Origin of the sequence: Streptomyces sp. NPDC093510 (genome assembly GCF_040683555.1) — a bacterium.
Taxonomy (GTDB): domain Bacteria; phylum Actinomycetota; class Actinomycetes; order Streptomycetales; family Streptomycetaceae; genus Streptomyces.
The window spans coordinates 116450-142049 of sequence record NZ_JBFBEE010000001.1; the positions used below are offsets into that span (position 1 = coordinate 116450).

At 72.2% G+C, this 25600-nt stretch carries 25 protein-coding genes; 20 read left to right on the forward strand and 5 right to left on the reverse strand.

The window, feature by feature from the left end:
* The first annotated feature begins 62 nt into the window (after positions 1-62).
* Positions 63-2942 (forward strand): glycoside hydrolase family 2 TIM barrel-domain containing protein, encoded by a 2880-nt coding sequence (locus tag AB0N81_RS00425; protein WP_365354320.1) that lies wholly within the window; start codon positions 63-65, stop codon positions 2940-2942.
* Positions 2943-2990: 48 nt separating this feature from the next.
* Here AB0N81_RS00425 and AB0N81_RS00430 read toward each other — a convergent pair whose 3' ends face one another.
* On the reverse strand, positions 2991-3803 hold the full coding sequence (locus AB0N81_RS00430; protein WP_365354322.1) for a dienelactone hydrolase family protein: 813 nt from the start codon (positions 3801-3803) through the stop codon (positions 2991-2993).
* A gap of 63 nt (positions 3804-3866) precedes the next feature.
* Here AB0N81_RS00430 and AB0N81_RS00435 point away from each other — a divergent pair, with 63 nt between their 5' ends.
* Together AB0N81_RS00435 and AB0N81_RS00440 are read left to right on the forward strand one after the other, a co-directional pair.
* Complete coding sequence (locus AB0N81_RS00435) at positions 3867-5297, forward strand: hypothetical protein (protein ID WP_365354323.1); 1431 nt, start codon at positions 3867-3869, stop codon at positions 5295-5297.
* 42 nt (positions 5298-5339) lie between these two features.
* Positions 5340-6065 (forward strand): hypothetical protein, encoded by a 726-nt coding sequence (locus tag AB0N81_RS00440; protein WP_365354324.1) that lies wholly within the window; start codon positions 5340-5342, stop codon positions 6063-6065.
* 39 nt (positions 6066-6104) lie between these two features.
* On the opposite strand, the gene AB0N81_RS00445 is transcribed toward AB0N81_RS00440, so the two are convergent.
* Positions 6105-6515: an NUDIX hydrolase gene (locus tag AB0N81_RS00445; RefSeq protein WP_365354325.1), complete on the reverse strand. Its 411-nt coding sequence runs from the start codon at positions 6513-6515 to the stop codon at positions 6105-6107.
* A gap of 206 nt (positions 6516-6721) precedes the next feature.
* On the opposite strand from AB0N81_RS00445, the gene AB0N81_RS00450 reads away from it, so the two are divergent.
* The gene (locus AB0N81_RS00450) at positions 6722-7150 is read left to right on the forward strand and encodes a VOC family protein (protein WP_365354327.1); all 429 of its coding nucleotides are present in this window, start codon (positions 6722-6724) and stop codon (positions 7148-7150) included.
* On the opposite strand, the gene AB0N81_RS00455 is transcribed toward AB0N81_RS00450, so the two are convergent.
* Entirely contained in the window at positions 7127-7858 is a 732-nt protein-coding gene (locus tag AB0N81_RS00455; RefSeq protein ID WP_365354328.1) for a DUF6597 domain-containing transcriptional factor, read from the reverse strand. The genes AB0N81_RS00450 and AB0N81_RS00455 overlap by 24 nt on opposite strands.
* 30 nt (positions 7859-7888) lie before the next feature.
* A complete protein-coding gene (locus AB0N81_RS00460) occupies positions 7889-8827 on the reverse strand; it encodes an AraC family transcriptional regulator (protein WP_365354329.1) in 939 nt (312 codons plus the stop codon).
* An 81-nt stretch (positions 8828-8908) separates the two neighbouring features.
* Between AB0N81_RS00460 and AB0N81_RS00465 the strand changes: the two genes are divergently transcribed.
* Positions 8909-9781, forward strand: a complete 873-nt coding sequence (locus AB0N81_RS00465) for an NAD(P)H-binding protein (protein ID WP_365354331.1) — start codon at positions 8909-8911, stop codon at positions 9779-9781.
* Positions 9782-9831: 50 nt separating this feature from the next.
* Here AB0N81_RS00465 and AB0N81_RS00470 read toward each other — a convergent pair whose 3' ends face one another.
* On the reverse strand, positions 9832-11004 hold the full coding sequence (locus AB0N81_RS00470) for a YihY/virulence factor BrkB family protein (protein WP_365354332.1): 1173 nt from the start codon (positions 11002-11004) through the stop codon (positions 9832-9834).
* Positions 11005-11021: 17 nt separating this feature from the next.
* Here AB0N81_RS00470 and AB0N81_RS00475 point away from each other — a divergent pair, with 17 nt between their 5' ends.
* The 15 genes from AB0N81_RS00475 to AB0N81_RS00545 all read left to right on the forward strand — a co-directional run bounded on the left by AB0N81_RS00475 (position 11022) and on the right by AB0N81_RS00545 (position 25548).
* Positions 11022-12656 carry an acyl-CoA dehydrogenase family protein gene (locus AB0N81_RS00475; protein WP_365354334.1) on the forward strand — a complete coding sequence of 545 codons (1635 nt, stop codon included), beginning with the start codon at positions 11022-11024 and terminating at the stop codon, positions 12654-12656.
* 252 nt (positions 12657-12908) lie between these two features.
* Complete coding sequence (locus AB0N81_RS00480) at positions 12909-14207, forward strand: GAF domain-containing protein (protein ID WP_365354336.1); 1299 nt, start codon at positions 12909-12911, stop codon at positions 14205-14207.
* A 56-nt stretch (positions 14208-14263) separates the two neighbouring features.
* Positions 14264-14851, forward strand: coding sequence for a GNAT family N-acetyltransferase (locus AB0N81_RS00485; RefSeq protein WP_365354337.1), 588 nt, complete (start codon positions 14264-14266; stop codon positions 14849-14851).
* Positions 14852-14962: 111 nt separating this feature from the next.
* Complete coding sequence (locus tag AB0N81_RS00490) at positions 14963-15046, forward strand: putative leader peptide (RefSeq protein ID WP_317850486.1); 84 nt, start codon at positions 14963-14965, stop codon at positions 15044-15046.
* A 147-nt stretch (positions 15047-15193) separates the two neighbouring features.
* Positions 15194-16891: a nitrite/sulfite reductase gene (locus tag AB0N81_RS00495; protein ID WP_365354339.1), complete on the forward strand. Its 1698-nt coding sequence runs from the start codon at positions 15194-15196 to the stop codon at positions 16889-16891.
* Complete coding sequence (locus AB0N81_RS00500) at positions 16888-17067, forward strand: hypothetical protein (RefSeq protein ID WP_365354341.1); 180 nt, start codon at positions 16888-16890, stop codon at positions 17065-17067. Before AB0N81_RS00495 ends, AB0N81_RS00500 begins: the two co-directional genes overlap by 4 nt.
* A complete protein-coding gene (locus tag AB0N81_RS00505; protein ID WP_365354342.1) occupies positions 17064-17777 on the forward strand; it encodes a phosphoadenylyl-sulfate reductase in 714 nt (237 codons plus the stop codon). The genes AB0N81_RS00500 and AB0N81_RS00505 overlap by 4 nt, the downstream gene beginning before the upstream one ends.
* On the forward strand, positions 17777-18358 hold the full coding sequence (gene cysC, locus AB0N81_RS00510) for an adenylyl-sulfate kinase (RefSeq protein ID WP_365354344.1): 582 nt from the start codon (positions 17777-17779) through the stop codon (positions 18356-18358). Before AB0N81_RS00505 ends, cysC begins: the two co-directional genes overlap by 1 nt.
* Complete coding sequence (cysD, locus tag AB0N81_RS00515; protein ID WP_365354345.1) at positions 18355-19293, forward strand: sulfate adenylyltransferase subunit CysD; 939 nt, start codon at positions 18355-18357, stop codon at positions 19291-19293. Before cysC ends, cysD begins: the two co-directional genes overlap by 4 nt.
* A gap of 2 nt (positions 19294-19295) precedes the next feature.
* Positions 19296-20669 (forward strand): GTP-binding protein, encoded by a 1374-nt coding sequence (locus AB0N81_RS00520; RefSeq protein ID WP_365354346.1) that lies wholly within the window; start codon positions 19296-19298, stop codon positions 20667-20669.
* 238 nt (positions 20670-20907) lie between these two features.
* Positions 20908-22029, forward strand: a complete 1122-nt coding sequence (locus tag AB0N81_RS00525; protein WP_365354348.1) for an ABC transporter substrate-binding protein — start codon at positions 20908-20910, stop codon at positions 22027-22029.
* Between the two features lie 37 nt (positions 22030-22066).
* Complete coding sequence (locus AB0N81_RS00530) at positions 22067-22873, forward strand: ABC transporter ATP-binding protein (protein WP_365354350.1); 807 nt, start codon at positions 22067-22069, stop codon at positions 22871-22873.
* Positions 22860-23780, forward strand: coding sequence for an ABC transporter permease (locus AB0N81_RS00535; RefSeq protein ID WP_365354351.1), 921 nt, complete (start codon positions 22860-22862; stop codon positions 23778-23780). Before AB0N81_RS00530 ends, AB0N81_RS00535 begins: the two co-directional genes overlap by 14 nt.
* 8 nt (positions 23781-23788) lie before the next feature.
* A complete protein-coding gene (locus tag AB0N81_RS00540; RefSeq protein WP_365354352.1) occupies positions 23789-24547 on the forward strand; it encodes a sirohydrochlorin chelatase in 759 nt (252 codons plus the stop codon).
* Between the two features lie 143 nt (positions 24548-24690).
* Positions 24691-25548: a hypothetical protein gene (locus AB0N81_RS00545; RefSeq protein WP_365354353.1), complete on the forward strand. Its 858-nt coding sequence runs from the start codon at positions 24691-24693 to the stop codon at positions 25546-25548.
* Positions 25549-25600 lie beyond the last annotated feature (52 nt).

The following is a 25600-nucleotide window of genomic DNA, read 5'->3' on the forward strand; positions in this document are numbered from 1 at the left end:
TCCAACGACTTCCGGCCCGGGACGATGGCGGCCCCCGGCCCCCGCACGGTCTGATGGAACCCATGGAGCTTCCCCACCACGAGGACGTGTCCCCCGGCAGCGGCGCTCTCCCGCCCCGCGCCTGGTACGCGACGTCGGACGCCGCCACCCTTTCCCTCAACGGCCGCTGGCGCTTCCGCCTCTCCCCGACCGCCGACGCCGAGGACGACGCGTTCGCCGCCGACGGGTACGACCCCGACGCCTCGGACGCCTCGGACGCCTGGGGCGAGATCGCCGTGCCCGGCCACTGGGTGCTGCAGGGCCACGGCGCGCCCCAGTACACCAACCAGCTCTACCCGTTCCCCCTCGACCCGCCCCGCGTGCCCACCGAGAACCCGACCGGTGACCATCTGCGCCGCTTCGACCTGCCCGCCGACTGGCCGCGGGACGGCGCCGCGGTCCTCCGCTTCGACGGCGTCGAGTCGTGTGCCCGCGTCTGGCTGAACGGCACGGAGCTCGGCGACTTCAAGGGCTCCCGCCTCCCCCACGAGTTCGCCGTCGGCGAGCTGCTGCGGCCCGGGGGCAACGTCCTCGCGGTCCGCGTCCACCAGTGGTCCGCCGGTTCGTACCTGGAGGACCAGGACCAGTGGTGGCTGCCGGGCATCTTCCGCGACGTGACGCTGCTGCACCGGCCCGATGGCTGCGCCCGTGACTTCTTCGTGCACGCGGCGTACGACCACCGCGCGGGGACGGGCACGCTGCGGGTCGACTCGGACGTCCAAGGACGGGTCACCGTACCGGAGTTGAACATCGACGTACCGACCGGCGAGCAGGTCGCCATGGCCGTGGAGCCGTGGACGGCAGAGACGCCTCGGCTGTACGACGCGACGCTGGCCACGCCCGGCGAGCGGATTCCGCTGCGGGTGGGCTTCCGCACGGTCGCCGTCGAGGACGGCGTCATCAAGGTCAACGGCCGCCCGGTCCTCTTCCGGGGCGTGAACCGCCATGAGTTCCATCCCGACACGGGCCGCGCCCTCGACCTCGAAACGATGCGCGCGGATGCGATTCTGATGAAGCGTCACAACATCAACGCCGTCCGCACCAGCCACTACCCGCCCCACCCGGCGTTCCTCGACCTCTGCGACGAGCTCGGCCTCTGGGTCATCGACGAGTGCGACCTGGAGACCCACGGGTTCCAGGCGGTGGACTGGCGCGGCAACCCGGTCGACGACGAACGCTGGACGCCCGCCCTCCTCGACCGCGCGGCCCGCATGGTCGAGCGCGACAAGAACCACGCGTCGGTGATCCTCTGGTCGCTCGGCAACGAGTGCGGGACCGGCCGCGGCCTGACCGCCATGGCCGAGTGGATGCGCGCCCGTGACGGCAGCCGCCTCCTCCATTACGAGGGCGACGCGTCGTGCGAGGACACCGACGTCTACTCGCGGATGTACGCCGACCACGCCGAGGTCGAACGCATCGGCCGCCGCGCCGACGAGGGGCCGCAGAAGCGGCGCCGGCTCCCGTTCATCCTCTGCGAGTACGCGCACGCCATGGGCAACGGCCCCGGCGGACTCAGCGAGTACCAGCGGCTGTTCGAGACGTACGGGCGGCTACAGGGCGGCTTCGTCTGGGAGTGGATCGACCACGGCATCACGCACCCCGCGTACGGCTACGCGTACGGCGGCGACTTCGGCGAGGAGCTGCACGACGGCAACTTCGTCTGCGACGGCCTGGTGTTCCCCGACCGGACGCCGTCCCCCGGTCTCGTCGAGTACAAGAAGGTCGTCGAGCCGGTCCGCATCGAGGGCGACGGACGGGCCGGGACGCTCACCGTCACCAACCTCCACGACTTCGCCGACCTCTCCCACCTCGCCTTCACCTGGACGTACGAGAAGGACGGCAGGACCGTCGCGGAGGGTGTCCTCACGGTGCCGCAGGCCGGTCCCGGCGAGCGCGCGGAGGTGCGGCTGCCGCCCCCGCCGCCCCGGGACCCGGACGCCGAGACCCAGTGGACGGTGCGGGCGTCGCTCGCCGAGGACACGGCGTGGGCACCCCAGGGGCACGTGGTGGCGTGGGCCCAGCTGCCCGTCGAGTACGGCACGGGCCTGCCCGTCCCCGGCGGCGCGGCCCCGGTGCGCGACGCGGACGGCCGGCGGATCACGCTCGGCGCCGCGGACTTCGACGCCCGCACCGGCTCGCTCCTCACCTTCCGCGGCCGCGAGGTCAGGGATCTGCGCCTGGACGTGTGGCGGGCCCCCACCGACAACGACAACGGCATGCCCTGGCGCCCCGAGCCGTCCGTGGCCTCCCTCTGGCGAAAGCTGGGCCTGCACCGGATGCGGCACCGCGTCGACTCCGTCGAAACGGCCGGTGAAGCGCTGACCGTACGCACCCGGGTGGCGCCGGCGGCGAGCGACCTGGCGCTGCGCACGGAGTACCGCTGGGTGTCGGACGGCGACAAGCTGCTGTTGCGGATGTCCGTGACACCGGAGGGCGACTGGCCCGTGCCACTGCCCCGGCTGGGCATCCGCTTCGGGCTGCCGGGCGCGTCGGGGCGGGTCCGGTGGTTCGGCGGCGGGCCGGGCGAGGCCTACCCCGACACCGCGGCCGCCTCGCTGATCGGCATCTGGGAGTCGGACCTCGACGCGATGCAGACGCCGTACGTGCGCCCGCAGGAGAACGGGGCGCGCGCGGCCGTCCGCTGGGCCGAGGTGGGTTGGTTGCGCGTGGAGAGCGACGGCGCTCCCGCGTTCACCGCGCGGCGCTGGACGACCGAACAGCTCGACGCCGCCCGGCACCGCACGGATCTCACGCCCGGCGACACGGTCTGGGTCAACCTCGACATCGCCCGGCACGGCATCGGCACCCAGTCGTGCGGCCCCGGCGTCCTGCCGCAGTACGAACTCCGCGCCACACCCCGGCCGTCGACCCTGAGCTGCGTCTTCTCACTCACGGACGACTGAACTCACGGACGACTGAACTCACGGACGCTGAGCCGGGGTGCCGCCCGGTCACCCGGCGGTGGTCAGCCGTTCACGGAGGAACCGCACGACCCGCTCGCGGGCGGCGTACGCCGGGTGACCGGGCTCCTCACGGACCTCCTCCGTGAGGACCGAGTGCGCGGACTTCGCGAAACCCGTCTCGTTGCCCGGCGACGAGTCGAGCTCGATCACCTCGAAGGCGTCACCGAAGTGGCGGCGCAGGGTGGCGAAGCGGTCCCGCGGCACCAGCTTGTCCTCGCTGAAGCGCAGGCCGAGCGCGCACAGGCCCTCGTTCCTTGTGCGGGCCACGACCGTGTCGAACTCGGCGCGGGACAGGCCCGGGTCGACGCGGCGGGCGGCGCTCACCGGAAGCGGCAGCGAGGGCTGGCTGAGCACGGGGGCGAGGACGGAGTCGTCCGTGGCGGCGGCCAGCGCGAAGCCGCCCGTGAAGCACATGCCGATGACGCCGACGCCGGGACCCGGCGTGCGGGACGCCAGGTCGCGGGCGAGGGCGCGCAGGTAGTCCGCGAACGGGCGCCGGGCGTTGGTGGCGAAGGCGCGGAACTCCGCGGCCACGCAGACCTTCCCGAAGACGCCGAGCACGTACGGAGTGGAGACGGGGCGGCCCGGCTCGCCGAAGGGGGACGGGATCGCGACGGTGAAGCCCTGCTTCACCAGGTGTTCGCCGAGGCCCAGGACTCCTGGATGCACGCCCGGGATTTCGGGAACCAGGACGACACCGGGGCCTGTCCCCTTCTCATAGACATCATGCGTGAGACCGGCCTCCGTGAACGGGGCCACGTTCCAGCCGGTGAGATCCGCCGTCGGTTCCGAACCGGGCACGGTGCTCACTTCCTTTCGTCACAAGTGTCTTATGGGTAAGTGGAGTTCATGCCTACAGCACCCATGCGCGGAAACACAGACCCCACCGGGCAGCCCGCGCCGCCCGAGCCCCCGTCCGGGCGGCTCGTGGCGTGGCTCGGCAGGCTCGGCCCCGCCGCCGTGGGATACGCCGTGTTCCAGGCCTTGGTGGGGCTGCTGCCCGACGGGCTCTTCGGCGACACGGCCCGCTACTCGCTCGCCGTGGTCAGCGGTCTCGGGACGGGGGTCTCCGCCTGGCTGGCCGGCGCGCTGCTGCGGGCCCGGGCGGCGGCAGGCGACGGGGAGGACGGCGAGGGCAGCGAGGGTGGCGAGGACGGTGGCCTCGACGGGGTGCCTGCGCAGCGCCGCGCCCTGACAGGAGGCACCCGGGGCGCGGCGGAAGCGGCGGCGCCCGGCCCGCTGCCGGGGCTCTCCGCCGCCACGTACGCCACGCTCGCCGACCGCCTGACGGTCTTCGACGATCCGCTGCGGGGCCGCCTCGCGGGCTGGCCGCACGCGCTCGACGAACAGCCGGGGCCGGTCCGTCCGACCCCGACCGGCACCGCGTACGGACTCCACATCGTCCTCGAACTCGGCATGCCCGACGGGCGGTTGCGCGCCTCGGAGCTCGTGGAGACGCTGTGGCGGTTGCGGCTGCCCGAGGGCGGCTGGGCGGCCCGTTCGCAGGGGGTGGTGGGGCGCCCCGAGGTGACCGCGCTCGTGCTCGGCGCGCTCGCGCGGGCGGGCGCCGATCCCCGGCTCCTCGCCGCGGAGGCGGAGCGGTGCACCGAGCGGTTCTCCCGCGAACTGGAGCCCGCCGGAATGGAGTTGACCCATGTGGTCACCACGGTGCTGCGCGGACTGCTGCGCGCCGCACCGGACTCGCCGGCGCTGCCGCTGCTGCGGGACGCGCTCGTCGACGGGGCCGTCACCGATCCGGCGCGCGGCCACCGGCGCTGCTGGGGCTCCCGGCTCACCCCGCCGCGCGGCCGGGCGGTGGCGCCGTCGGCCGTGCACACCGCGCAGGCCGTCGTCGCCCTGGACCGGGCGGCGCGGGTGCTCGGCGAGGACGCGAACGCCCGCGCCACACGCGAGGAGGGCATCCGCTGGCTCCTCTCCTGCCCGGGGCCCGCGCACGACGGCTGCGACGACCTGGAGAGCGGCCACGAGACGGTGCGCAGGCCGCACCCCGTGGACGCCTCGCGCCACGAGGTGCTCTCCGTACGGCACTTCTCGGCGGCCTGGGTGGTGCGGGCGCTGCTCACCCCGGACGCCCCTGCGGTCGCCGCCGACGAGGAGCGGGAAGCGGTCTGGCAGGAGATGCTGTCGGGTTCGGCCGCCTCCGTGTGGCGGCAGCAGGACAACGGAATCTGGACGTGGGACGGCGTCGATCTCGCCTACCCGCTGTGGATGACCTACCAAGGCCTTTCCGCGCTGCGCGCACATGCCGTATGGATGTATCAGCCGGGTGCCTGAACCCCCGGCGACGCGGGGCGCGCGGACGAGGGGGAGAGTGCATTGGGTGGTCGGCACGTCCACAACGCCACGCGGCTCCTACAAGAGGCTCTGGACCGGGCGACGGGGGACGAGCTGGTGCGGTCCGCCCGCGCGGTCGTCGCCGAACTGGGCGCCCCGCGGCGCCTGTTGCCCATCGTCCGCGAGCTGGCGTCCGGTGTCGGCGACCCTTCGGGGTGCGCGCTCCTCTCGTACCGCCACGTCCTCGGCTTCGACAAGCTGCTCCTGATCGACGGCGGACCGCGGCACATGCTGCGCGCGCACGTGTGGCATCCCGGCCGCGGCACACGCGAGGACATCCACAACCACCGCTCGCCGCTGGCTTCCTACGTGGTGCGGGGCGCGCTCGGCATGGAGCTGTACGAGCCCGCGGACCCCGCCGCCGGTGAGGGGATCGCCACGTCCTGGTACCGGGAGTCGCTGTCCGGCAAGGAGGGCGACTGGCTCCTGGAGCCCGCGGGCGGGGCGCGGCTCCGTCTCACGCAGACCGCGCAGTACGCGGAGGGGAGCGGTTACGCGCTGCCGCCGCACGTCCTGCACCGTGCGTGGTGCGCCTCGTCGCGGCCCGCGGTCACCCTGTTCCTCGAGACGGGTGCTGGGCGGCGGCGGTACACGGACGTGTTCGTCGGTCCGGTCGCGGAGCCGGGGGGCCGGGCGGTGGCGAAGAAGCCTCTGGAGGTGAACGACTATCTGGCCGAGCTCTCGACGCTCGCGGATCTGCTCGGCTGACGGCCCGGCGGGCGCGGTGGTCGCGGCAGGCGCGGTGGCTCAGCCGAAGGCCTGGCGGACGATCTCGCGGTTGTAGTCGTCGATCCGGACGGTGCCGAGGTCGGCGGGGGCGATCCAGCGGTGGTCCTGGTCGGGCAGGGGCAGGGACACGTCGAAGGTGAGCGGGCGGACCAGGAAGTTGTCCTGCCAGTTCTTCACCTCGTGTCCGCGGTAGGTACTGACGAAGGAGGACTCGCCGACCTTGCGGAGGACCTGCCCGAGCAGTCCCGTCTCTTCCTTGAGCTCTCTGAGGACACCGTCCCGCGGACTCTCGCCGGGCTCCAGCTTCCCGCACGGTACGCCCCACACGCCGGGCAGGAACCGCTCGGTCTCGCTGCGTCGCACGAGCAGCACACGGCGGCGGAACACCACGACCGCCGCCGCGAGCCGGTTGTCACCGGGATAGTCCATGTCTTCCAACGTAGCGGGGATTCGGGGGCCGTGACAGTCGCCGCAGCCGCCCGTCGGGGGCCGTTTCGCGTTCCCGCTGGTCGAGCCGTGGCGGAAGGTAGACGTCCGTCAACTGAGTGCCGTAGACCACCACTCGTACGCGTCGACCGGGCGGGTGTCCGATTCCTTCAAGACCCCGCGGCGGCCCGCTGCCTACGCTTGCGGGCATGAACAGCACACCGGTATCACCCACTCCCCGATTCGACCTGATCGGTCTCGTCGTCTCCGACCTGACCGCGTCGCTCGCCTTCTACCGCAGGCTCGGCCTGGAGTTCCCCGCCGGGTCGCAGAGCGCTCCGCACGTCGAGGCGGCGCTCCCGGGCGGTCTGCGCATCGCCTTGGACACGGAGGACACCGTCCGGTCCTTCCACCCGGACTGGCAGCCGCCCGCGAGCGCCGGCCGGATCGGGCTGGCCTTCCACTGCGGCACGCCCGCCGGGGTCGACGCGGTGCACGAGGACATGACGGGCGCCGGGTACGGAAGCGAGCTCAAGCCGTTCGACGCGCCCTGGGGCCAGCGGTACGCGGTCCTGCTCGACCCGGACGGCAACGGCGTGGACCTCTTCGCACCTCTAGGGGCGGCCGACGCCGAGTAGTTCACCCAGCGGCAGGCCCGTCAACTCCTTGACGTCGCGCGCGAGATGGGCCTGGTCGGCGAAGCCCGCGGCGGCCGCCGTCGCCGCGTACGGCAGGCCGTCGCGGGCCAGCGCCAGCGCCCGCTGCAGCCGCAGCACCCGGGCCAGCGTCTTGGGTCCGTACCCGAACGCGTGGAGCGAACGGCGGTGCAGCAGGCGGGCGTTGACGCCCACGGCCGCCGCGGTCCGCGCGACCGACCTGCCCGCGCGCAGCGACTCGACGACGTGGGCGAGGAGCCGGTCGGGCGGCCCGGCGTCGGCGGCACGGTCCGCCGCGACGGCCTCCAGCGCGGCCATCGGATCGCTCGCCGCGTCGACCTTCCCGATGAGGCGGCGCGCCTGCGCGGCGGTCCACAGGTCGGCGAGCTCCACCCGCCGGTCGCGCAGTTCGTGGGCGGGGACCCCGAGGAGGGCGGGGGCGGTGCCGGGGTAGAAGCGGATGCCGACGTACCGTCCCGGCCCGCCGTCGGGAGCGTACGCACGGGTGTCCGGGCCCGCGACGAACAGCCTGCCCTCGGTCCACAGCAGGTCCATGCAGCCGTCGGGCAGCACCGGGCGGGTGTCGCCGGGGGCGCCCGTGGCCGTGCGGGTCCACACGACCGCGCCGGGCAGCGCGGACGGCCGCTCCCGGTAGGCTCCCGCGTCGCCGGGGCCGGTCTCCTCGGTCACGTACAAAAGGCTACGCCCGCGCACGAATGGCTACGCCGCGGGCGTGCGGTGCTCCTGCGGGCTGACCCCGTACACCCTCTTGAAGGCGCCGGACAGGGCGAACGCGCTGCCGTAGCCGACCCTGCGGGCTATCGAGCCGATGGTCAGGTCGCTGTCGCGCAGCAGGTCGGCGGCGAGCGCGAGCCGCCAGTTCGTCAGGTACGTCATCGGGGGCTCCCCCACGAGCTCGCCGAACCGCCGGGCCAGCGCGGCCCGCGAGACACCCGCCTTCGCCGCGAGGTCCGCGATCGTCCAGGGGTGCGCCGGATCGTCCTGGAGGAGACGCAGGGCACGGCCCACGACCGGGTCGCCCATCGCGCGGTACCAGGCGGGGGCCGCCGCCTCGGGGCGGGAGAACCAGGCGCGGAGCGCGGCGATCAGGAGGAGGTCGAGGAGCCGGTCGAGGACGACGGCCTGGCCGGGATCGTCCTTGCCGATCTCCTCGGCGATGAGCGGGGTGAGCGGGCACTCCCACACGTCGGCGGGCAGCACGAGCAGCGGCGGCAGCGCGTCGAGGAGGCGTCCGGTGATCTCGCCCCGCAGCTGGTAGGTGCCGATCAGCAGTTCCACGGAGCTGTCGTGCGACTCGCCCCAGGCGCGCAGGCCCAGGTCGCGGTAGCGCGCGACGGGGGAGCCGTCGAGCGGCACGCAGCGCTCCCCCGGCCGGATCTCGGCGAAGGGCGCGGTGCCGGGTTCGCCGGCGCAGGTGTAGTGGCCGGGGCCGCGGGCGACGGCGAGGTCACCGGGCCCGATGCGCTGGGCGGGCGCTCCGTCCGCGGGCACGATCCAGGCGGTGCCGCGCACCATGATCATGACCGACAGGGGCGCTTCGTCCGCGACGCGGACGGACCAGGGCGGGTCGAAGAGCGTGCGGATCATGAAGGCGCCGCGCGCCCGCGGTCCTTCAAGCAGTCCGGCCAGTACGTCCATGACGGCAGCGTAGACGCACGCGTATGGGGGTGAGCTCCTCGCCGATGGTTCGCCGGGCGGCGCGGCAGTTGACTGACGTACATGACGAAGACAGCGAACACAGCGAACACAGCGAACACGGCGAACACGGCGGACATGACGGTTGTGGTGACGGGTGCGAGCGGGCGGGTGGGCCGCCGAGTGGTGGAGTCGGCCGAGGCCGCGGGCCTCACGGTGCGGGCGGCTTCGCGGTCCGGCGCGGTGCGGTTCGACTGGGCGGACCGGTCGACCTGGGCGGACGCGCTGCGGGGTGCGGACGCCGCGCACCTCGCGTATCTGCCGGACGTCGGGGCGCCCGGCGCGGCCGAGGCGGTGGGCGCGTTCGCACGGCGGGCGGTCGCCCTCGGCGTACGGCGGCTCACGCTGCTGTCGGCGCGGGGCGAGGAGCAGGCGCACGCGACGGAGCGGGCCGTGCGGGAGTCGGGCGCGGAGTGGACGGTGGTGCGGGCCAGCTGGTTCGCGCAGAACCTCAGCGAGGGCCCGCTGCTCGACGAGATGCGGGGCGGGGAGCTGGTCTTCCCGGCCGGCGAGGTGCTCGAACCCTTCATCGACACGCGGGACATCGCGGACGTGGTGGTGGCCGCGCTGACCGGCGGCGACCGGTTCACGGGCCGGACCCTCGACCTGACCGGGCCACTGCTCCTCTCCTTCCGGCAGGCGGTGGCCGAGGTCGCGGCGGCGGCCGGGCGCGAGATGACGTACGTGCCGGTGTCCGCCCGTGAGTACGGGGCCGCCCTCGCGGAGTTCGGGGTGCCTGCCGGGGAAGTGGAGTTCCTGGTCGAGCTGTTCGAGACGAACCTCGACGGCCGCAACGCGCAGCTCTCCGAGGGGGTGCGGGAGGTCCTCGGCCGGGAGCCCAGGGACTTCGCCGACTTCGCCCGCGAGTGCGCCGGGGCCGGTACCTGGAAGTCATGAGCCCCGGCACTCGGGGTGAGGTTCCGGGGCTCTGCCCCGGACCCCGCTCCTCAATCGCCGGAGGGGCTGTCGTCTCCGGACCGCTTCGCGTGCTTCCCCTGCTTCGCGGGCGTCCGCAGGCGCGACGTCACGTCGTCCGGCGGCAGGAAGCGGGACCAGCGCTCGGGGAACTCGGAGGGCATCTCGGGGTCGTCGGCGTCGTCGGGGTCCTCGCTGCCCCCCGCCGCCTCGCGCGCGGCCGCGCGGGCCACCACCTCCGCGGCCTGCGCCTCCCTTATGCGGTCGTTGGCGGCGCGCGCCACGGCCGTGGCGACGGACGGCCAGACCCGGTCGATCGCCGCGTTGACGGCGGCGCCGACAAGGACCGCGAACGCCGATACGCCGATCCACAGCAGCACGGCGACCGGTGCCGCGAGCGAGCCGTAGATGGTGGGGCCCTCCACCGTGCTGGTGAGGTAGATGCGGAGCAGGAAGCTGCCGAGCACCCACATGGCGAGCGCGATCAGCGCGCCCGGCATGTCCTCGACCCACGGCGAACGCACCGGTACCGACACGTGGTACAGCGTCGTCAGGAAGACCACGGAGAGGATGACGACGACGGGCCAGTAGAGGATCTGGACCACCGTCGTGGAACCGGGCAGGAGTTTCACCACCGCGTCCGGACCCGCCACCATCAGCGGCAGCGCGACGGAGCCGATGAGCAGCGCCACCAGGAACAGGCCGAAGGCGAGTATCCGGGTCTTGACGATGCCGCGCACGCCGTCGAGCCCGTACATCACGGTGATGGTGTCGATGAAGACGTTGACGGCGCGCGAGCCCGACCACAGGGCGAAGAGGAACCCTATGGAGATGACGTCGGGTCTGCTGACCCGCATCACGTCGTCCAGTATCGGCTCCGCGATCTGGTGGACGCCCCGGTCGGACAGGATCGTGCGGGACGCCTCCAGGATGTTGTTCTGGACGCTGGCGATGGTGTCCGCGCCGGTCCACCGGTCGACGTAGGCGAGCAGGCCGATCAGACTCAGCAGCAGCGGTGGAACGGAGAGCAGCGTGAAGAACGCAGCCTCGGCCGCGAGCCCCAGGATGCGGTACTCGATGCACGAGTTGACGGTGTCCTTGAGCAGCAGCCAGGCGGTCCTGCGCTTGGAGACGTTCCGGTAGAGAGCGCGGGCCCGGTTCCAGCGGCCCGACGGCCGCCCGGGTGTTTCTTTTGCCTGGTGCACCTCCTTACCGTAGCGGCATGGCAGCCAGCACCCACACAGTGACCAACCAGGCTCCGCCCCTGGTGGGATATGACGTATTCGCGTCCGACCGGGCTCTCGTGGAGGGCGTCGAGCGGCATCTGGATCCGGCGCTCCTCGACACGGCCCGCGACGAACTCTCCTTGCTCGGCCGCTCCGCGGGTTCGGCCCAGGCGCAGCGGTGGGGGGAACAGGCCAACGCCAATCCTCCCGTTCTGCACACCCATGACCGTTACGGGAACCGGATCGACGAGGTCGACTTCCATCCGGCGTGGCACCGGCTGCTCGGCAAGGCCGTCTCCGCGGGCCTGACGACCGCCTGGTCGCGGCCCGGCGGGCATGTGCGGCGGGCCGCGGGGTTCCTGGTGTGGACGCAGGTCGAAGGGGGGCACGGCTGTCCGGTCTCGATGACGCACGCCGCGGTGCCCGCGCTGCGCACCGACCCGGTACTCGCCGCCGAGTGGGAGTCGCGGCTCTCCTCGACCGTGTACGACGAGGGGCTGCGCCCGGCGTCGCAGAAGGCGGGCGTGCTCTTCGGGATGGGCATGACGGAGAAGCAGGGCGGCAGCGACGTGCGGGCCAACACGACGCGCGCGCAGGCCCTGGCGGAGGACGGGACGTACGCGCTCACGGGGCACAAGTGGTTCTGCTCGGCGCCCATGTCGGACGGGTTCCTGGTGCTCGCGCAGGCCGACCAGGGCCTGACCTGCTTCCTGGTGCCGCGGGTCCTCGACGACGGCTCGCGGAACGCCTTCGCCATCCAGCGGCTCAAGGACAAACTGGGCAACAAGTCCAACGCGTCGAGCGAGGTGGAGTTCGAAGGGACGTGGGCGCGCCGGGTCGGGGACGAGGGGCGCGGGGTGCGCACCATCATCGAGATGGTGGCGGCGACCCGGCTCGACTGCGTGATCGGTTCGGCGGCGCTGATGCGGCAGGCCGTGGCGCAGGCGGTGCATCACGCCACGTACCGGGAGGCGTTCGGCGGCAAGCTCGTCGACAAGCCGCTCATGCGCAACGTACTGGCCGATCTGGCGCTGGAGTCCGAGGCGGCGACGACGCTCGCGATGCGGCTCGCGGCGGCGTACGACGACGGGAGCGAGCAGGAGCGGGCGTTCCTGCGGCTCGCCGTGCCCGCCGCGAAGTACTGGGTGACCAAGCGGTGCACGCCACTGGTCGGCGAGGCCCTCGAATGCCTGGGCGGCAACGGGTACGTGGAGGAGTCGGGCATGCCGCGGCTGCTGCGCGAGGCGCCGCTCAACTCCATCTGGGAGGGGTCGGGGAACGTCCAGGCGCTGGACGTGCTGCGGGCGCTGCAGCGTGAGCCGCTCGCCCTCAACGCGTTCCTCCAGGAGGTCGGTGCGGAGCGCGGCGCCGACCACCGTCTGGACGGGGCGATCAAGGACCTGCTGACCGAACTGGCCGACCTGGACGGCGTCGAGGGGCGGGCGCGCCGGCTCGTGGAGCGGATGGCGCTGGTGCTCCAGGGATCGCTCCTGGTGCGGTACGCGCCCGCGGAGGTCGCCGACGCGTTCTGCGCCTCACGGCTCGGCGGGGACTGGGGCGCGGCGTTCGGCACACTGCCGCACAGCCTCGATCTGGCCACGGTGGTGGAGAGGGCCGCACCCGGCGTCTGACACGGGGGTGGCGCCGCGCCGACACGGCACCACCCCCGCCCTTCAGGCCCCAAGAGGAGCATGAGCACCGCACGGGCGGTGTTGCGTCCAGATTCGGGCACCGCCCGGCCGTCGGCCAGGGTTGCAGGAGGTTGCAACTCGTGGCGTCGCCACGTCGGTTTCCCCGCTGATGCGGCGCCGGGGCACGCGCGCAGGGGGCACGATGGTTGCCTGCCCCTACACACTGGTCTGGCCGGAAAGGACCCAGTGGTGATGAACGCCCCCTCGACGATAGATCTGGCGCGGATGTCCGCCATGGACCTCGCGTACGCCGCGCACCTCCTGAAGGGGGTGCGCGACGCCACGCTCTCCGGGCAGCGGCCGAGGATTTTGCCGCGCCCGGTGATCGGCGACTCGTGGGGGCGGATGCTGCTCGGCGGGGTCGACCCCGACCACGACTTCCGGTCCCGGCTGCTGGCCGAGGAGGAGCTGGAGGAGCGCCGCCGCACCTCGCCGCTCCTGGACGTCCTGCCCGTCCTGCGCAACGCCCTGGTCTCCGTGGCGGACGCCGCGCAGCACATCATGGTCGTCTGCGACGCGGAGGGGCGGGTGCTGTGGCGCGAGGGCAGCGCCGCGGTGCTGCGCCAGGCGGACGCCCACGGCCTGGAACCGGGCGCGGACTGGGGCGAGGACGTCGTCGGCACGAACGGCCTGGGGACTCCGCTGGTGGTGCGCCGCCCCGTGCAGGTCTTCTCCGCCGAGCACTTCGTGCAGACCCACCACCCGTGGACGTGCGCGGGCGCCCCGGTGACCGACCCGCGTGACGGCAGGCTGCTCGGTGTGGTCGACGTGAGCGGCCCGCTGCAGACCATCCATCCCGCGACCCTCGCGCTGGTCGACTCGGTGGCCAAACTCGCCGAGGCCCGGCTGCGGGAGCGGCACGTGAGGGCGCTGGACCGGCTGCGCGCGGTGGCGGCCCCGGTCCTCGCCCGGCTCGAAGGGCGGGCGGTGGCGGTGGACACGCACGGCTGGACGGCCGCGGTGACGGGCATGCCCCCGGCGGACCGCCTCGCCCTCCCCAAGTCCTTCGGGGCGGGCCGCACCTGGCTGCCGTCGCTGGGTTCCTGCCTGGTGGAGCCGCTGCCCGGCGGCTGGCTGCTGCGGGCGGAGGACCCCGGTGACGCGCCCCGGCCGGTCGCCGCGACGCGGCTCGTCCTGGACGTGAGCAGCCCGCGCCGCTGGACGCTCTCGGTGCTGGGCGGCGCCCACGACTGGACGCACGAGCTGAGTCCGCGCCACGCCGAACTCCTCTTCCTGCTCTGTACGTACCGCACCGGACGCACCGCTTCCGGCCTGGCCGAGGACATGTTCGGGGACCCGGCGCGCACGGTGACGGTCCGCGCCGAACTCTCGCGCGTACGACGCTATCTGGGCGGTCTGCTCGCGCACCGGCCCTACCGCTTCCAGGAGGACGTGGACGTCGACGTGATCATGCCGGACAGTCCGGCGGACCTGCTGCCCCACTCGATGGCGCCGGCGGTCCGCGCGGCGAGACGGCTCGCGGAGCCTTGACCATGCCGTGGGCCCCGGCCTCCTGGCGGTCCCCCGCCCATGATTCTCTGAGCCGCATGAGCATCACTGTCACCACCTGGTCCCTCGAGCAGACGTCGCCCACCGACCTGCTCCCGGCCGCCGCACCCGACGGCGACGTACGGATCGTGCGCGCCGAAGTGCCCTCGCCCGAGTTCAGCCGGTTCCTGTACGCGTCCGTCGGCGGGGACATCCGCTGGACCGACCGGCTCGCCCTCACCTACGCGGAGTGGCAGAAGCTGCTGGAGCGGCCGGGCGTGGAGACGTGGGTCGCGTACGAGAAGGGGACGCCCGCCGGATATGTGGAGCTGGCGGCGCGCGGCGAGAACGGGGACGCGGCGGAGGGCGTCGTGGAGATCGTCTACTTCGGCCTGCTGCCGGCCTTCCGGGGGCGCCGCATCGGCGGTCACCTGCTGTCGTACGGTGTGGCGCGCGCCTGGGACCTGGCCGAGCGGTGGCCGGGGCTTGCGGCGACCGAGCGGGTCTGGCTGCACACCTGCTCGAAGGACGGCGAGCACGCCATGGACAACTATGAGCGGCGCGGCTTCAAGCTCTTCGACACCAAGGTCGAGCGGGAGGCGGATGTGCCGGCCCCCGGGCCCTGGCCGGGAGCGCACCGCGCCTGAACCTTGAATTCCGGAGTGACCCACGACACCCTTGTCCACGATGCGGGACAAGGGTGTCCGCATTTTGGATAATGCTGGACTGGGCCGAAAGTCCCGTGACACGCTTCCGGCATGGATCGCACTGGAAACGCCTTGGTGAGTCGACGTCACGTCGACCTCGGCCGCATGTCCAGCGCCATGTGTCCGGCTTGCTGATCGACTCAGCACAGCCGCTCCCCTTTCACTGATCCCCCTCCCTGCGCAGCGCCGCGCGCACGTTCCCGCATATGTCGTCTCTGTGCGGACGCGTGCCATACCCGCAGGTCAGAGTTGCTTTCCCGCTGCCCCGAAGGACGTACAAGCATGGCCGCCACGCCAGAGAAGCCCGCCCCAGCCACGCCCCGCCGCAAGGCGAGCCGTCACCGCGGCGAGGGCCAGTGGGCCGTAGGTCACTTCACGCCGCTCAACGGGAACGAGCAGTTCAAGAAGGACGACGACGGTCTCAATGTGCGGACACGTATTGAGACGATCTATTCGAAGCGTGGATTCGACTCCATCGACCCGAACGACCTCCGCGGCCGGATGCGCTGGTGGGGTCTCTACACCCAGCGCAAGCCCGGGATCGACGGCGGCAAGACGGCGATCCTGGAGCCGGAGGAGCTGGACGACGAGTACTTCATGCTCCGGGTGCGCGTCGACGGCGGGCGGCTGACCACCGAGCAGCTGCGCGTCATCGGCGAGATCTCCCAGGAGTTCGCGCGCGGCACCGCCGACCTCACCGACCGGCAGAACATCCAGTACCACTGGATCCGGATCGAGGACGTCCCCGAGATCTGGCGGCGGCTCGAGGCCGTGGGGCTCTCGACCACCGAGGCCTGCGGCGACACGCCCCGCGTGATCCTCGGCTCCCCCGTGGCGGGCGTCGCCGAGAACGAGATCATCGACGGCTCCCCCGCCATCGACGAGATCCAGCGCCGCTTCATCGGCAACCCCGACTTCTCGAACCTGCCGCGCAAGTTCAAGACGGCGATCTCCGGATCGCCGCAGCTCGACGTGGCGCACGAGATCAACGACGTCGCCTTCGTCGGCGTGAACCACCCCGAACACGGCCCCGGCTTCGACCTGTGGGTCGGCGGCGGCCTCTCCACCAACCCCAAGCTGGGTGTGCGGCTCGGCACGTGGGTGCCGCTGGACGAGGTGCCCGACGTGTACGGCGGTGTCATCGGCATCTTCCGCGACTACGGCTACCGCCGCCTGCGCAACCGCGCCCGGCTGAAGTTCCTCGTCGCCGACTGGGGCCCGGAGAAGTTCCGGCAGGTCCTGGAGGACGAGTACCTGAAGCGGAAGCTGGTCGACGGGCCCGCCCCCGAGCAGCCCGCCGGCACCTGGCGCGACCACCTCGGCGTCCACCGCCAGAAGGACGGACGCTTCTACGTCGGCTTCGCGCCCCGCGTCGGCCGCGTCGACGGCACCACCCTCACGAAGATCGCCGAGGTCGCCGAGGCCCACGGCTCCGGCCGGCTGCGCACCACCGCCGAGCAGAAGATGATCGTGCTCGACGTCGAGCAGGAGCAGGTCGACTCGCTCGTCTCCGCCCTCGAAGCGCTCGACCTGCGCGTCAACGCCTCGCCCTTCCGGCGCGGCACGATGGCCTGCACCGGCATCGAGTTCTGCAAGCTCGCCATCGTCGAGACGAAGGCGCGCGGCGCCTCGCTGATCGACGAACTGGAGCGCCGCATCCCGGAGTTCGACGAGCCGATCACCATCAACATCAACGGCTGCCCGAACGCCTGCGCCCGCATCCAGGTCGCCGACATCGGCCTCAAGGGCCAGCTCATGCTCGACGCCGACGGCAACCAGGTCGAGGGCTACCAGGTGCACCTGGGCGGCGCGCTCGGTCTGGACGCGGGCTTCGGCCGCAAGGTGCGCGGCCTGAAGGTCACCGCGACCGAGCTGCCCGACTACATCGAGCGGGTCCTCGGGCACTTCCAGGCGGAGCGCGAGGACGGCGAGCGCTTCGCCGCCTGGGCCTCGCGTGCGTCCGAGGAGGCCCTCAAGTGAGCGAGCGTGCCGCCCCGTTCCACTGCCCCTACTGCGGCGACGAGGACCTGCGTCCGAACGAGACCGGTCACGGCGCCTGGGAATGCGCGGCGTGCAATCGGGCCTTTCAGCTGAAGTTCCTCGGGCTGCTCGCCCGGGGCGTTCAGCACACCAGCGGTGGAGGGGACCAGATATGACGACTGCTCAGGACCGACAGCAGCGGACCGACGACGAACTGAGGGTGCTCGCCGAGCAGGCCGGGCGCGACCTGGAGGACGCCTCCGCCCTGGAGATCCTCCAGTGGGCCGCCGACACCTTCGGCGCGCGGTTCTGCGTGACCTCCTCGATGGAGGACGCGGTCGTCGCCCATCTGGCCTCGCGGGCCAGGCCCGGCGTCGACGTCGTCTTCCTGGACACCGGCTACCACTTCCCGGAGACCATCGGCACCCGTGACGCCGTCGAGGCCGTGATGGACGTCAACGTCATCACCCTGACGCCCCGTCAGAGCGTCGCCGAGCAGGACGCCGAGTACGGCCCGAAGCTGCACGACCGCGACCCCGACCTGTGCTGCAGGATGCGCAAGGTGCAGCCCCTGGAGGACGGCCTCAAGGGGTACGCCGCGTGGGCGACCGGCCTGCGCCGCGACGAGTCGCCGACCCGGGCGGACACCCCGGTCGTCGGCTGGGACGAGAAGCGCAGGAAGGTCAAGGTCTCGCCGATCGCCCGGTGGACGCAGGACGATGTCGACGCGTACATCGCCGAGCATGGCGTCCTCAGCAACCCGCTCCTGATGGACGGCTACGGCTCGGTGGGCTGCGCCCCCTGCACCCGCCGCCTCCTGGCGGGCGAGGACGCGCGGGCCGGCCGCTGGTCCGGCAACAGCAAGACCGAGTGCGGCATCCACTGATGACCGCGCCGCAGACTCAGCAGCAACAGACCCTGGAGAACCACGTGACGACCGGAGCCACCGTCTGGCTCACCGGCCTGCCCAGCGCCGGCAAGACCACCATCGCGTACGAACTGGCGGGCCGCCTGCGCGCGGAGGGCCGCCGCGTCGAGGTGCTCGACGGCGACGAGATCCGCGAGTTCCTCTCGGCGGGCCTCGGCTTCAGCCGCGAGGACCGGCACACCAACGTGCAGCGGATCGGCTTCGTCTCCGAACTGCTCGCCCGCAACGGCGTGCTGGCGCTCGTACCGGTGATCGCGCCGTTCGCGGACAGCCGCGAGGCGGTGCGGGAACGCCACCAGAAGGGCGGCACCGCGTACGTGGAGGTGCACGTCGCGACGCCGGTCGAGGTGTGCTCGGTACGCGATGTGAAGGGCCTGTACGCCAAGCAGGCGAAGGGTGAGATCTCCGGGCTCACCGGGGTAGACGACCCGTACGAGGAGCCCGAATCGCCCGACCTGCGCATCGAGTCGCAGAACCAGACCGTGCAGGAGTCAGCGGCGGCCGTGCACGCGCTGCTCACCGAGAGGGGTCTCGCATGAGGACCGTCGCCACAGTGACCGACGAGGGCACCGACAGCCCCTACGCGCTCAGCCACCTGGACGCCCTGGAGTCCGAGGCGGTGCACATCTTCCGCGAGGTGGCGGGCGAGTTCGAGCGGCCGGTGATCCTCTTCTCCGGCGGCAAGGACTCCATCGTCATGCTGCACCTGGCGCTGAAGGCGTTCGCCCCCGCGGCGGTCCCCTTCTCCCTGCTGCACGTGGACACCGGGCACAACTTCCCCGAGGTCATCGAGTACCGCGACCGCGTCGTCGCCGAGCACGGGCTGCGGCTGCACGTCGCCTCCGTGCAGGAGTACATCGACGCCGGAAAGCTGCGGGAGCGCCCCGACGGGACGCGCAACCCGCTCCAGACCGTGCCGCTCACCGAGAAGATCCAGAGCGAGAAGTTCGACGCGGTCTTCGGCGGCGGGCGCCGCGACGAGGAGAAGGCGCGCGCCAAGGAGCGCGTGTTCTCGCTGCGCGACGAGTTCTCGCAGTGGGACCCGCGCCGCCAGCGCCCCGAGCTGTGGCAGCTCTACAACGGCCGGCACGCACCCGGCGAGCACGTCCGGGTCTTCCCGCTCTCCAACTGGACCGAGCTGGACGTGTGGCAGTACATCGCCCGCGAGGGCATCGAGCTCCCGGGGATCTACTTCGCGCACGAGCGTGACGTGTTCAAGCGTTCCGGGATGTGGCTGACCGCCGGTGAGTGGGGCGGCCCCAAGGAGGGCGAGACCGTCGAGAGGCGGCTGATCCGCTACCGCACGGTGGGCGACATGTCCTGCACCGGAGCCGTCGACTCGGACGCGACGACGCTGGACGCCGTCATCACCGAGATCGCCGCGTCGCGCCTCACCGAGCGCGGGGCCACCCGGGCCGACGACAAGCTCTCCGAGGCCGCGATGGAAGACCGCAAGCGCGAGGGGTACTTCTAACCATGAGCAACAGCACCACTGAGCCGGTTCAGCCGCTCTCCACCGAGCAGCTGTCGGCCACCACCCTGCTGCGGTTCGCCACCGCCGGCTCCGTCGACGACGGCAAGTCCACCCTGGTGGGCCGCCTCCTCCACGACTCCAAGTCGGTCCTCACCGACCAGCTGGAGGCCGTGGAGCGCGTCTCGGCGAGCCGCGGCGCCGACGCCCCCGACCTGGCGCTGCTCACGGACGGCCTGCGGGCCGAGCGGGAGCAGGGCATCACCATCGACGTCGCGTACCGCTACTTCGCGACGGCCCGGCGCCGGTTCATCCTCGCCGACACCCCGGGCCACGTGCAGTACACCCGGAACATGGTCACCGGCGCGTCCACGGCCGACCTCGCCGTCGTCCTCGTGGACGCCCGCAACGGCGTGATCGAGCAGACCCGCAGGCACGCCGCGGTCGCCGCGCTGCTCCGGGTCCCGCACGTCGTCCTCGCCGTCAACAAGATGGACCTGGTCGCGTACGACGAGACCGTCTTCGCGAAGATCGCCGAGGAGTTCACCGCGTACGCCGGCGAGCTGGGCGTCCCGGAGATCACCGCCATCCCGATCTCGGCGCTGACCGGTGACAATGTCGTCGAGCCGTCCTCGAACATGGACTGGTACGGCGGCCCGACCGTCCTTGAGCACCTGGAGACGGTGCCGGTCAGCCACGACCTGACCACCTGCCACGCGCGCCTCCCCGTCCAGTACGTGATCCGCCCGCAGACGCCCGAACACCCCGACTACCGCGGCTACGCGGGACAGATCGCGGCCGGCGCCTTCCGGGTCGGCGAGTCCGTGACGGTGCTGCCGTCCGGGCGGACCTCGAAGGTCACAGGGATCGACCTGCTGGGGAAGCCCGTGGACGTGGCGTGGACGCCGCAGTCCGTGACGCTGCTCCTGGAGGACGACATCGACATCTCGCGCGGCGACCTGCTGGTGCCGAGCGGTGACGTCCCGCAGACCACACAGGACATCGAGGCCACGGTCTGCCACGTCGCGGACACCGCGCTCACCGTCGGCCAGCGGGTGCTGCTCAAGCACACCACCCGCACGGTCAAGGCGATCGTGAAGGAGATCCCGTCGCGGCTCACCCTCGACGACCTCTCCCAGCACCCCGAGCCCGGACAGCTCGTCGCCAACGACATCGGCCGCGTGAAGGTCCGTACCGCCGAGCCGCTCGCCCTCGACGCGTACGCCGACTCGCGCCGCACCGGATCGTTCCTGCTCATCGACCCGGCGGACGGCACGACACTCGCGGCGGGCATGGCGGGCGACGCGTTCGCCGCGCCCGCCGACGACGTGGTGGCTAAGGCCGGCCCCGCCGCGGACGACGAGGGCTGGGACTTCTGACCATGACCTACGTCGACGTGTTCGCGACGTTCGCGAAAGAGGGCGGCCGCATCGGCAGCGGCGCCCTCGGCAGCGGGCAGGGCGGGGTGGCGCGATGTGCGGCCTGACGCCTCCGGCGGGGCGCGCGCACCGATCGCGCGCCCACGTCCGTTCCGTACCCCCGCGAAGACGAAGACCTGCCGACCTCCCGGCCACGCCCTGACGGCGTGATCCCGGGCCTACGAGAGGACCACCTCCCGTGCCTGCCAGCACCCGCAGCATCCATCGCCCGGCGCACCGCCGCCTGGCCGCGCTCGCCCTTCTGCCCCTGCTGGCCGGCGGGCTCGGCGCCTGCGGCTACGGGTCCGAGGCGAAGGACGACACGGTGAAGGTCGCCGCCAAGGGCAAGCCCGTCGACGGCCTCTCGGAGGTCAGGCTCGGCTACTTCCCCAACCTGACGCACGGAACCGCGCTGGTCGGCCTGGAGGAAGGCATCTTCCAGAAGGAGCTCGGCGGCACGGAGATCAAGCCGCAGGACTTCAACGCGGGGCCCGACGAGATCGAGGCGCTCAACTCCGGGGCGATCGACATCGGCTGGATCGGCCCCTCCCCCTCGATCAACGGATACGTCAAGTCCAAGGGCAAGAGCCTGCGCATCATCTCCGGCTCGGCGTCCGGCGGTGTCTCCCTGGTCGTGAACCCGAAGAAGATCAAGAAGGTCGACGACCTCAGGGGCAGGCGGATCGCCACCCCGCAGCTCGGCAACACCCAGGACGTCGCGCTGCTGAACTTCCTCGCCGAGAAGAACTTCAAGGTCGACGCCAACTCGGGCAAGGGCGACGTCACCGTGACCCGCACGGACAACAAGGTGACGCCGATCGCCTTCAAGAACGGTGACATCGACGGCGCCTGGGTGCCCGAGCCCACGGCGTCCAAGCTGGTCGCGGACGGCGGGAAGGTCCTGCTCGACGAGAAGGACCTGTGGCCCGGCAAGAAGTTCGTGATCACCAACATCATCGTGAAGCAGAGCTTCCTGGAGAAGCACCCGAAGGTCGTCGAGGCCGTGCTGCGCGGTTCGGTGCAGACCAACCAGTGGATCAACGACAACCCCGGCAAGGCGAAGGCCGCCGCCAACTCCCAGCTGGAGAAGCTCACCGGCAAGCCGCTGCCCGACGAGGTCATCGACCCGGCGTGGAAGTCCATCGACTTCACCGACGACCCGCTGGCCGCGACGCTCGACGCCGAGGCGGACCACGCGGTCAAGGCGGGCCTCCTGGAGAAGCCGGACCTCAAGGGGATCTACGACCTCCGGCCGCTCAACAAGGTGCTCGTCGACGCGTCGCAGCCCGGCTTCGGCGACGCCGGGCTCGGCACCAGGTAACCCCCCGCTTCCCCACTTTTCCCAGGAGGTGACGACCATGACCACCACACTCGCCAAGAGCGACAGGACCACGGACGGCGTCGGTGTCGGAGCGGCCGAGTACGCCGCGCGCATCGCACACGTCTCCAAGTCCTTCGGCGGACCCGCGAACCGGCAGCTCGTGCTCGACGACATCACGCTCGACGTCGCACCCGGAGAGTTCGTCACCCTCCTGGGCGCCTCGGGCTGCGGCAAGTCCACGCTGCTCAGCCTGGTGGCGGGGCTCGACGCCCCGTCCGCGGGCACCATCACCGTGCCGGGCGGGCGGCCCTCGCTCATGTTCCAGGAGCACGCGCTCTTCCCCTGGCTGACCGCCGGCAAGAACATCGAACTCGCGCTGAAGATGCGCGGCCTGCCCAAGGCCGAACGGCGCGACGAGGCCGAGCGGCTCCTCGAACTCGTACGGCTCAAGGGAGCCCACGGCAAGCGGGTGCACGAGCTGTCGGGCGGCATGCGGCAGCGCGTGGCCATGGCACGGGCGCTCGCCCAGGACAGCCAACTGCTGCTCATGGACGAGCCGTTCGCCGCGCTCGACGCCATCACCCGGGACGTGCTGCACGACGAGCTGACCCGCATCTGGCGGGAGACCAGCCTCTCGGTCCTCTTCGTCACCCACAACGTCCGCGAGGCGGTCCGCCTCGCCCAGCGGGTGGTCCTGCTGTCGTCCCGCCCCGGACGCATCGCCCGCGAGTGGGAGGTCGACATCCCGCAGCCGCGCCGGATCGAGGACCCCGCGGTCGCCGACCTTTCCGTCGACATCACCGAGCAGTTGCGTGGGGAGATCCGCCGACATGGCCAGCACTGACACCGAGCGGCAGGAGCCGCGCAGCGGCCCCGGGGCGCCGGACGCCACGTCCGACCAGCTGGCGGGCCTGGAGGCCGGGCTCGACGCCCTGGACACGCGGACCTCCGAGCGCACCCCGTTCGGCAGGACCCTGCTCGCCAAGGCCGTGCCGCCGGTCGTGGCGATCGCCATCGTCCTCGCGGTGTGGCAGCTCGCCTACCACTTCAAGGTCAAAGAGCACTATCTGCTGCCGAGCCCGGTGGACGTGGCGCGGGTCATCCAGGACAAGTGGCTGGAGGGCACCCTCCACGAGTTCGTGTGGACCAGCCTCTCGCGCGGCGCGCTCGGCTTCCTCGTGTCCGTGGCCGTCGGCACGCCGCTCGGCCTGATCATCGCGCGGGTCAAGGTGGTGCGCGCCGCGATCGGACCGATCATGTCGGGCCTGCAGTCCCTGCCGTCCGTGGCGTGGGTCCCGGCGGCCATCATCTGGTTCGGCCTCTCCGACGCCACCATCTACGCGGTGGTCCTGCTCGGCGCCGTGCCGTCCATCGCCAACGGCCTGGTGGCCGGGGTCGACCAGATCCCGCCGCTGTACCTGCGGGCGGGCCGGGTGGTCGGTGCGCGGGGCATCAACGCCGTGCGGCACATCCTGCTCCCGGCGGCGCTGCCCGGCTACATCGCGGGCCTCAAGCAGGGCTGGGCCTTCTCCTGGCGCTCCCTCATGGCCGCGGAGCTGATCGTGAAGTCCGGCGACCTGGGCGTCGGGCTCGGCCAGCTCCTCGAACAGGGCCGTGAGCTTCAGGACATGGCCTGGGTGCTGGCCGCGATCCTGCTCATCCTGATCGTCGGCATCGCCGTCGAGCTGCTCGTCTTCAGCCCTCTGGAGCGCTGGGTGCTTCGCAACCGCGGCCTCCTCGTCAAGAACTGAGCGCACCCATGCGGCACTCCACTCTCCTCGTCATCGCCCACGGCAGCCGTGATCCGCGGCATGCCGCGACCGTCCGCGCCCTGGTGCGGCGGGTGCGGGCCCTGCGGCCCGGGCTGCGGGTGGAGACGGGCTTCCTGGACTTCAACGCTCCGTCCGTGCCGCGCGTGCTCGAACGGCTCGCGGCGGACGGGGTCCGTGACGTGGTCGCCCTGCCGCTCCTCCTCACCCGGGCCTTCCACGCCAAGGCCGACATCCCGGCCGTACTGCACGAGGCCGCCGCCCGGCTGCCGCGGCTGCGGATTCGGCAGGCCGATGTGCTCGGGCCTTCGCCGCTGCTCCTGGACGCGCTGGAGCGGCGGCTGTACGAGGCGGGCCTCACGCCCGCCGACAAGTCCTCGACCGGGGTCGTACTGGCCTCGGCGGGGTCATCCGACCCGGAGGCGATCGCAGTGATCGCTGACATCGCGCGGGAGTGGCGGCACACCGGTTGGTGCGCCGTGCGGCCTGCGTTCGCCTCCGCATCCCTCCCCCGTACCAGGGACGCGGTACGGGAGTTGCGGGCCGGCGGCGTCGAACGGGTCGCCGTCGCGCCGTACGTCATCGCGCCGGGATTTCTGCCGGACCGGATTTCGGACGACGCGCGGGAGGCGAATGCCGACTTCTGCGCGGCCCCGTTGAGCGACTCTCCCGAAATCGCCCGGCTGATGCTCCTTCGCCATGACGCGGCCATGCACGCACCCGTGTCCGCCCATACGCACGCGGCGTAGCGCTGTTCTCTGCGGAGATCCGCGGATCTCCGCGGATCTCCGTGGACTTGTGGCGAGTTGATGTTCGTCCGGGCGTATGCGCCTGGCACCTGCCAAGTTGCGCCTCTGGCGCGGACCCCCGCACTGGCCTAGCTTGTGGGTTCATGACCCCGAGCCGATCCCGCACGCTGTGGCTGCGCACCGAACCGCTGCACGCGGTGGTCTATTTCGAGGAGCGGTGCCGCGGCCTCGGCCGGGCCGTGGGCCTCAAGGGCTTCTGGATGGGGTACTTCGCGGCCCGCACCGCGCCGATGGGCCGGGTCGGGCCTGGAGTGGCCGCCGCGGCACTCGGTGTCTTCGCTCCCGGCATGGTGGCGCGCTCCCTGCCGTCGGCCTGGGAGTACGCGTCACCGGACCGGGTCATCGAGGAGCGGGCCCGCCTCACGGCCGCCGCACTGCGCCAACTGGTCCCGGATGCCGAGGGGTTGGCGAGCGCGGTCAACGGCCCCCTGATGGCCATGGTCGAGGACGCGCCGTCGCTCGCCCGCCCCCTGTTCGCCGCCAACCGCGATCTGGCCCACCGCTCCGACCCGGTCGAGCGGCTCTGGCAACTCGCCACGTGCGTACGTGAGTTCCGGGGTGACGCGCATGTCGCGGTCCTCGCCGACCGTGGCCTGGACGCCCGCGAGAGTCTCGTCCTGGCCGCCGCGACGGACCGCGTCGACGCGGCGGGCATCCGGCAGGACCGGGGCTGGACCGAGGAGGAGTGGGCGGTGTCCGTGGACCGGATGCGCGGCCTCGGCCTGCTCGACGCGACGGGCCGGGTCACCGAGCGCGGCCTCACGGAGCGCGAGCTCATCGAGGACGACACGGACCGCCTGGCGGCACGCCTGCTCCGCCCGCTGCCCACCGGGGAGACGGAGGCCCTCCTCACCGCGCTGGAACCGGCGGCCCGCCACATCCTCGACTCGGACGTCCTGCCCTTCCCGAACCCCATCGGCCTGCCACGGGCGGTGGGCTGAGCGGCCCGCACAATCCGTTTGCACGCCCGCGTCCTGCCCCATACCGTCACGC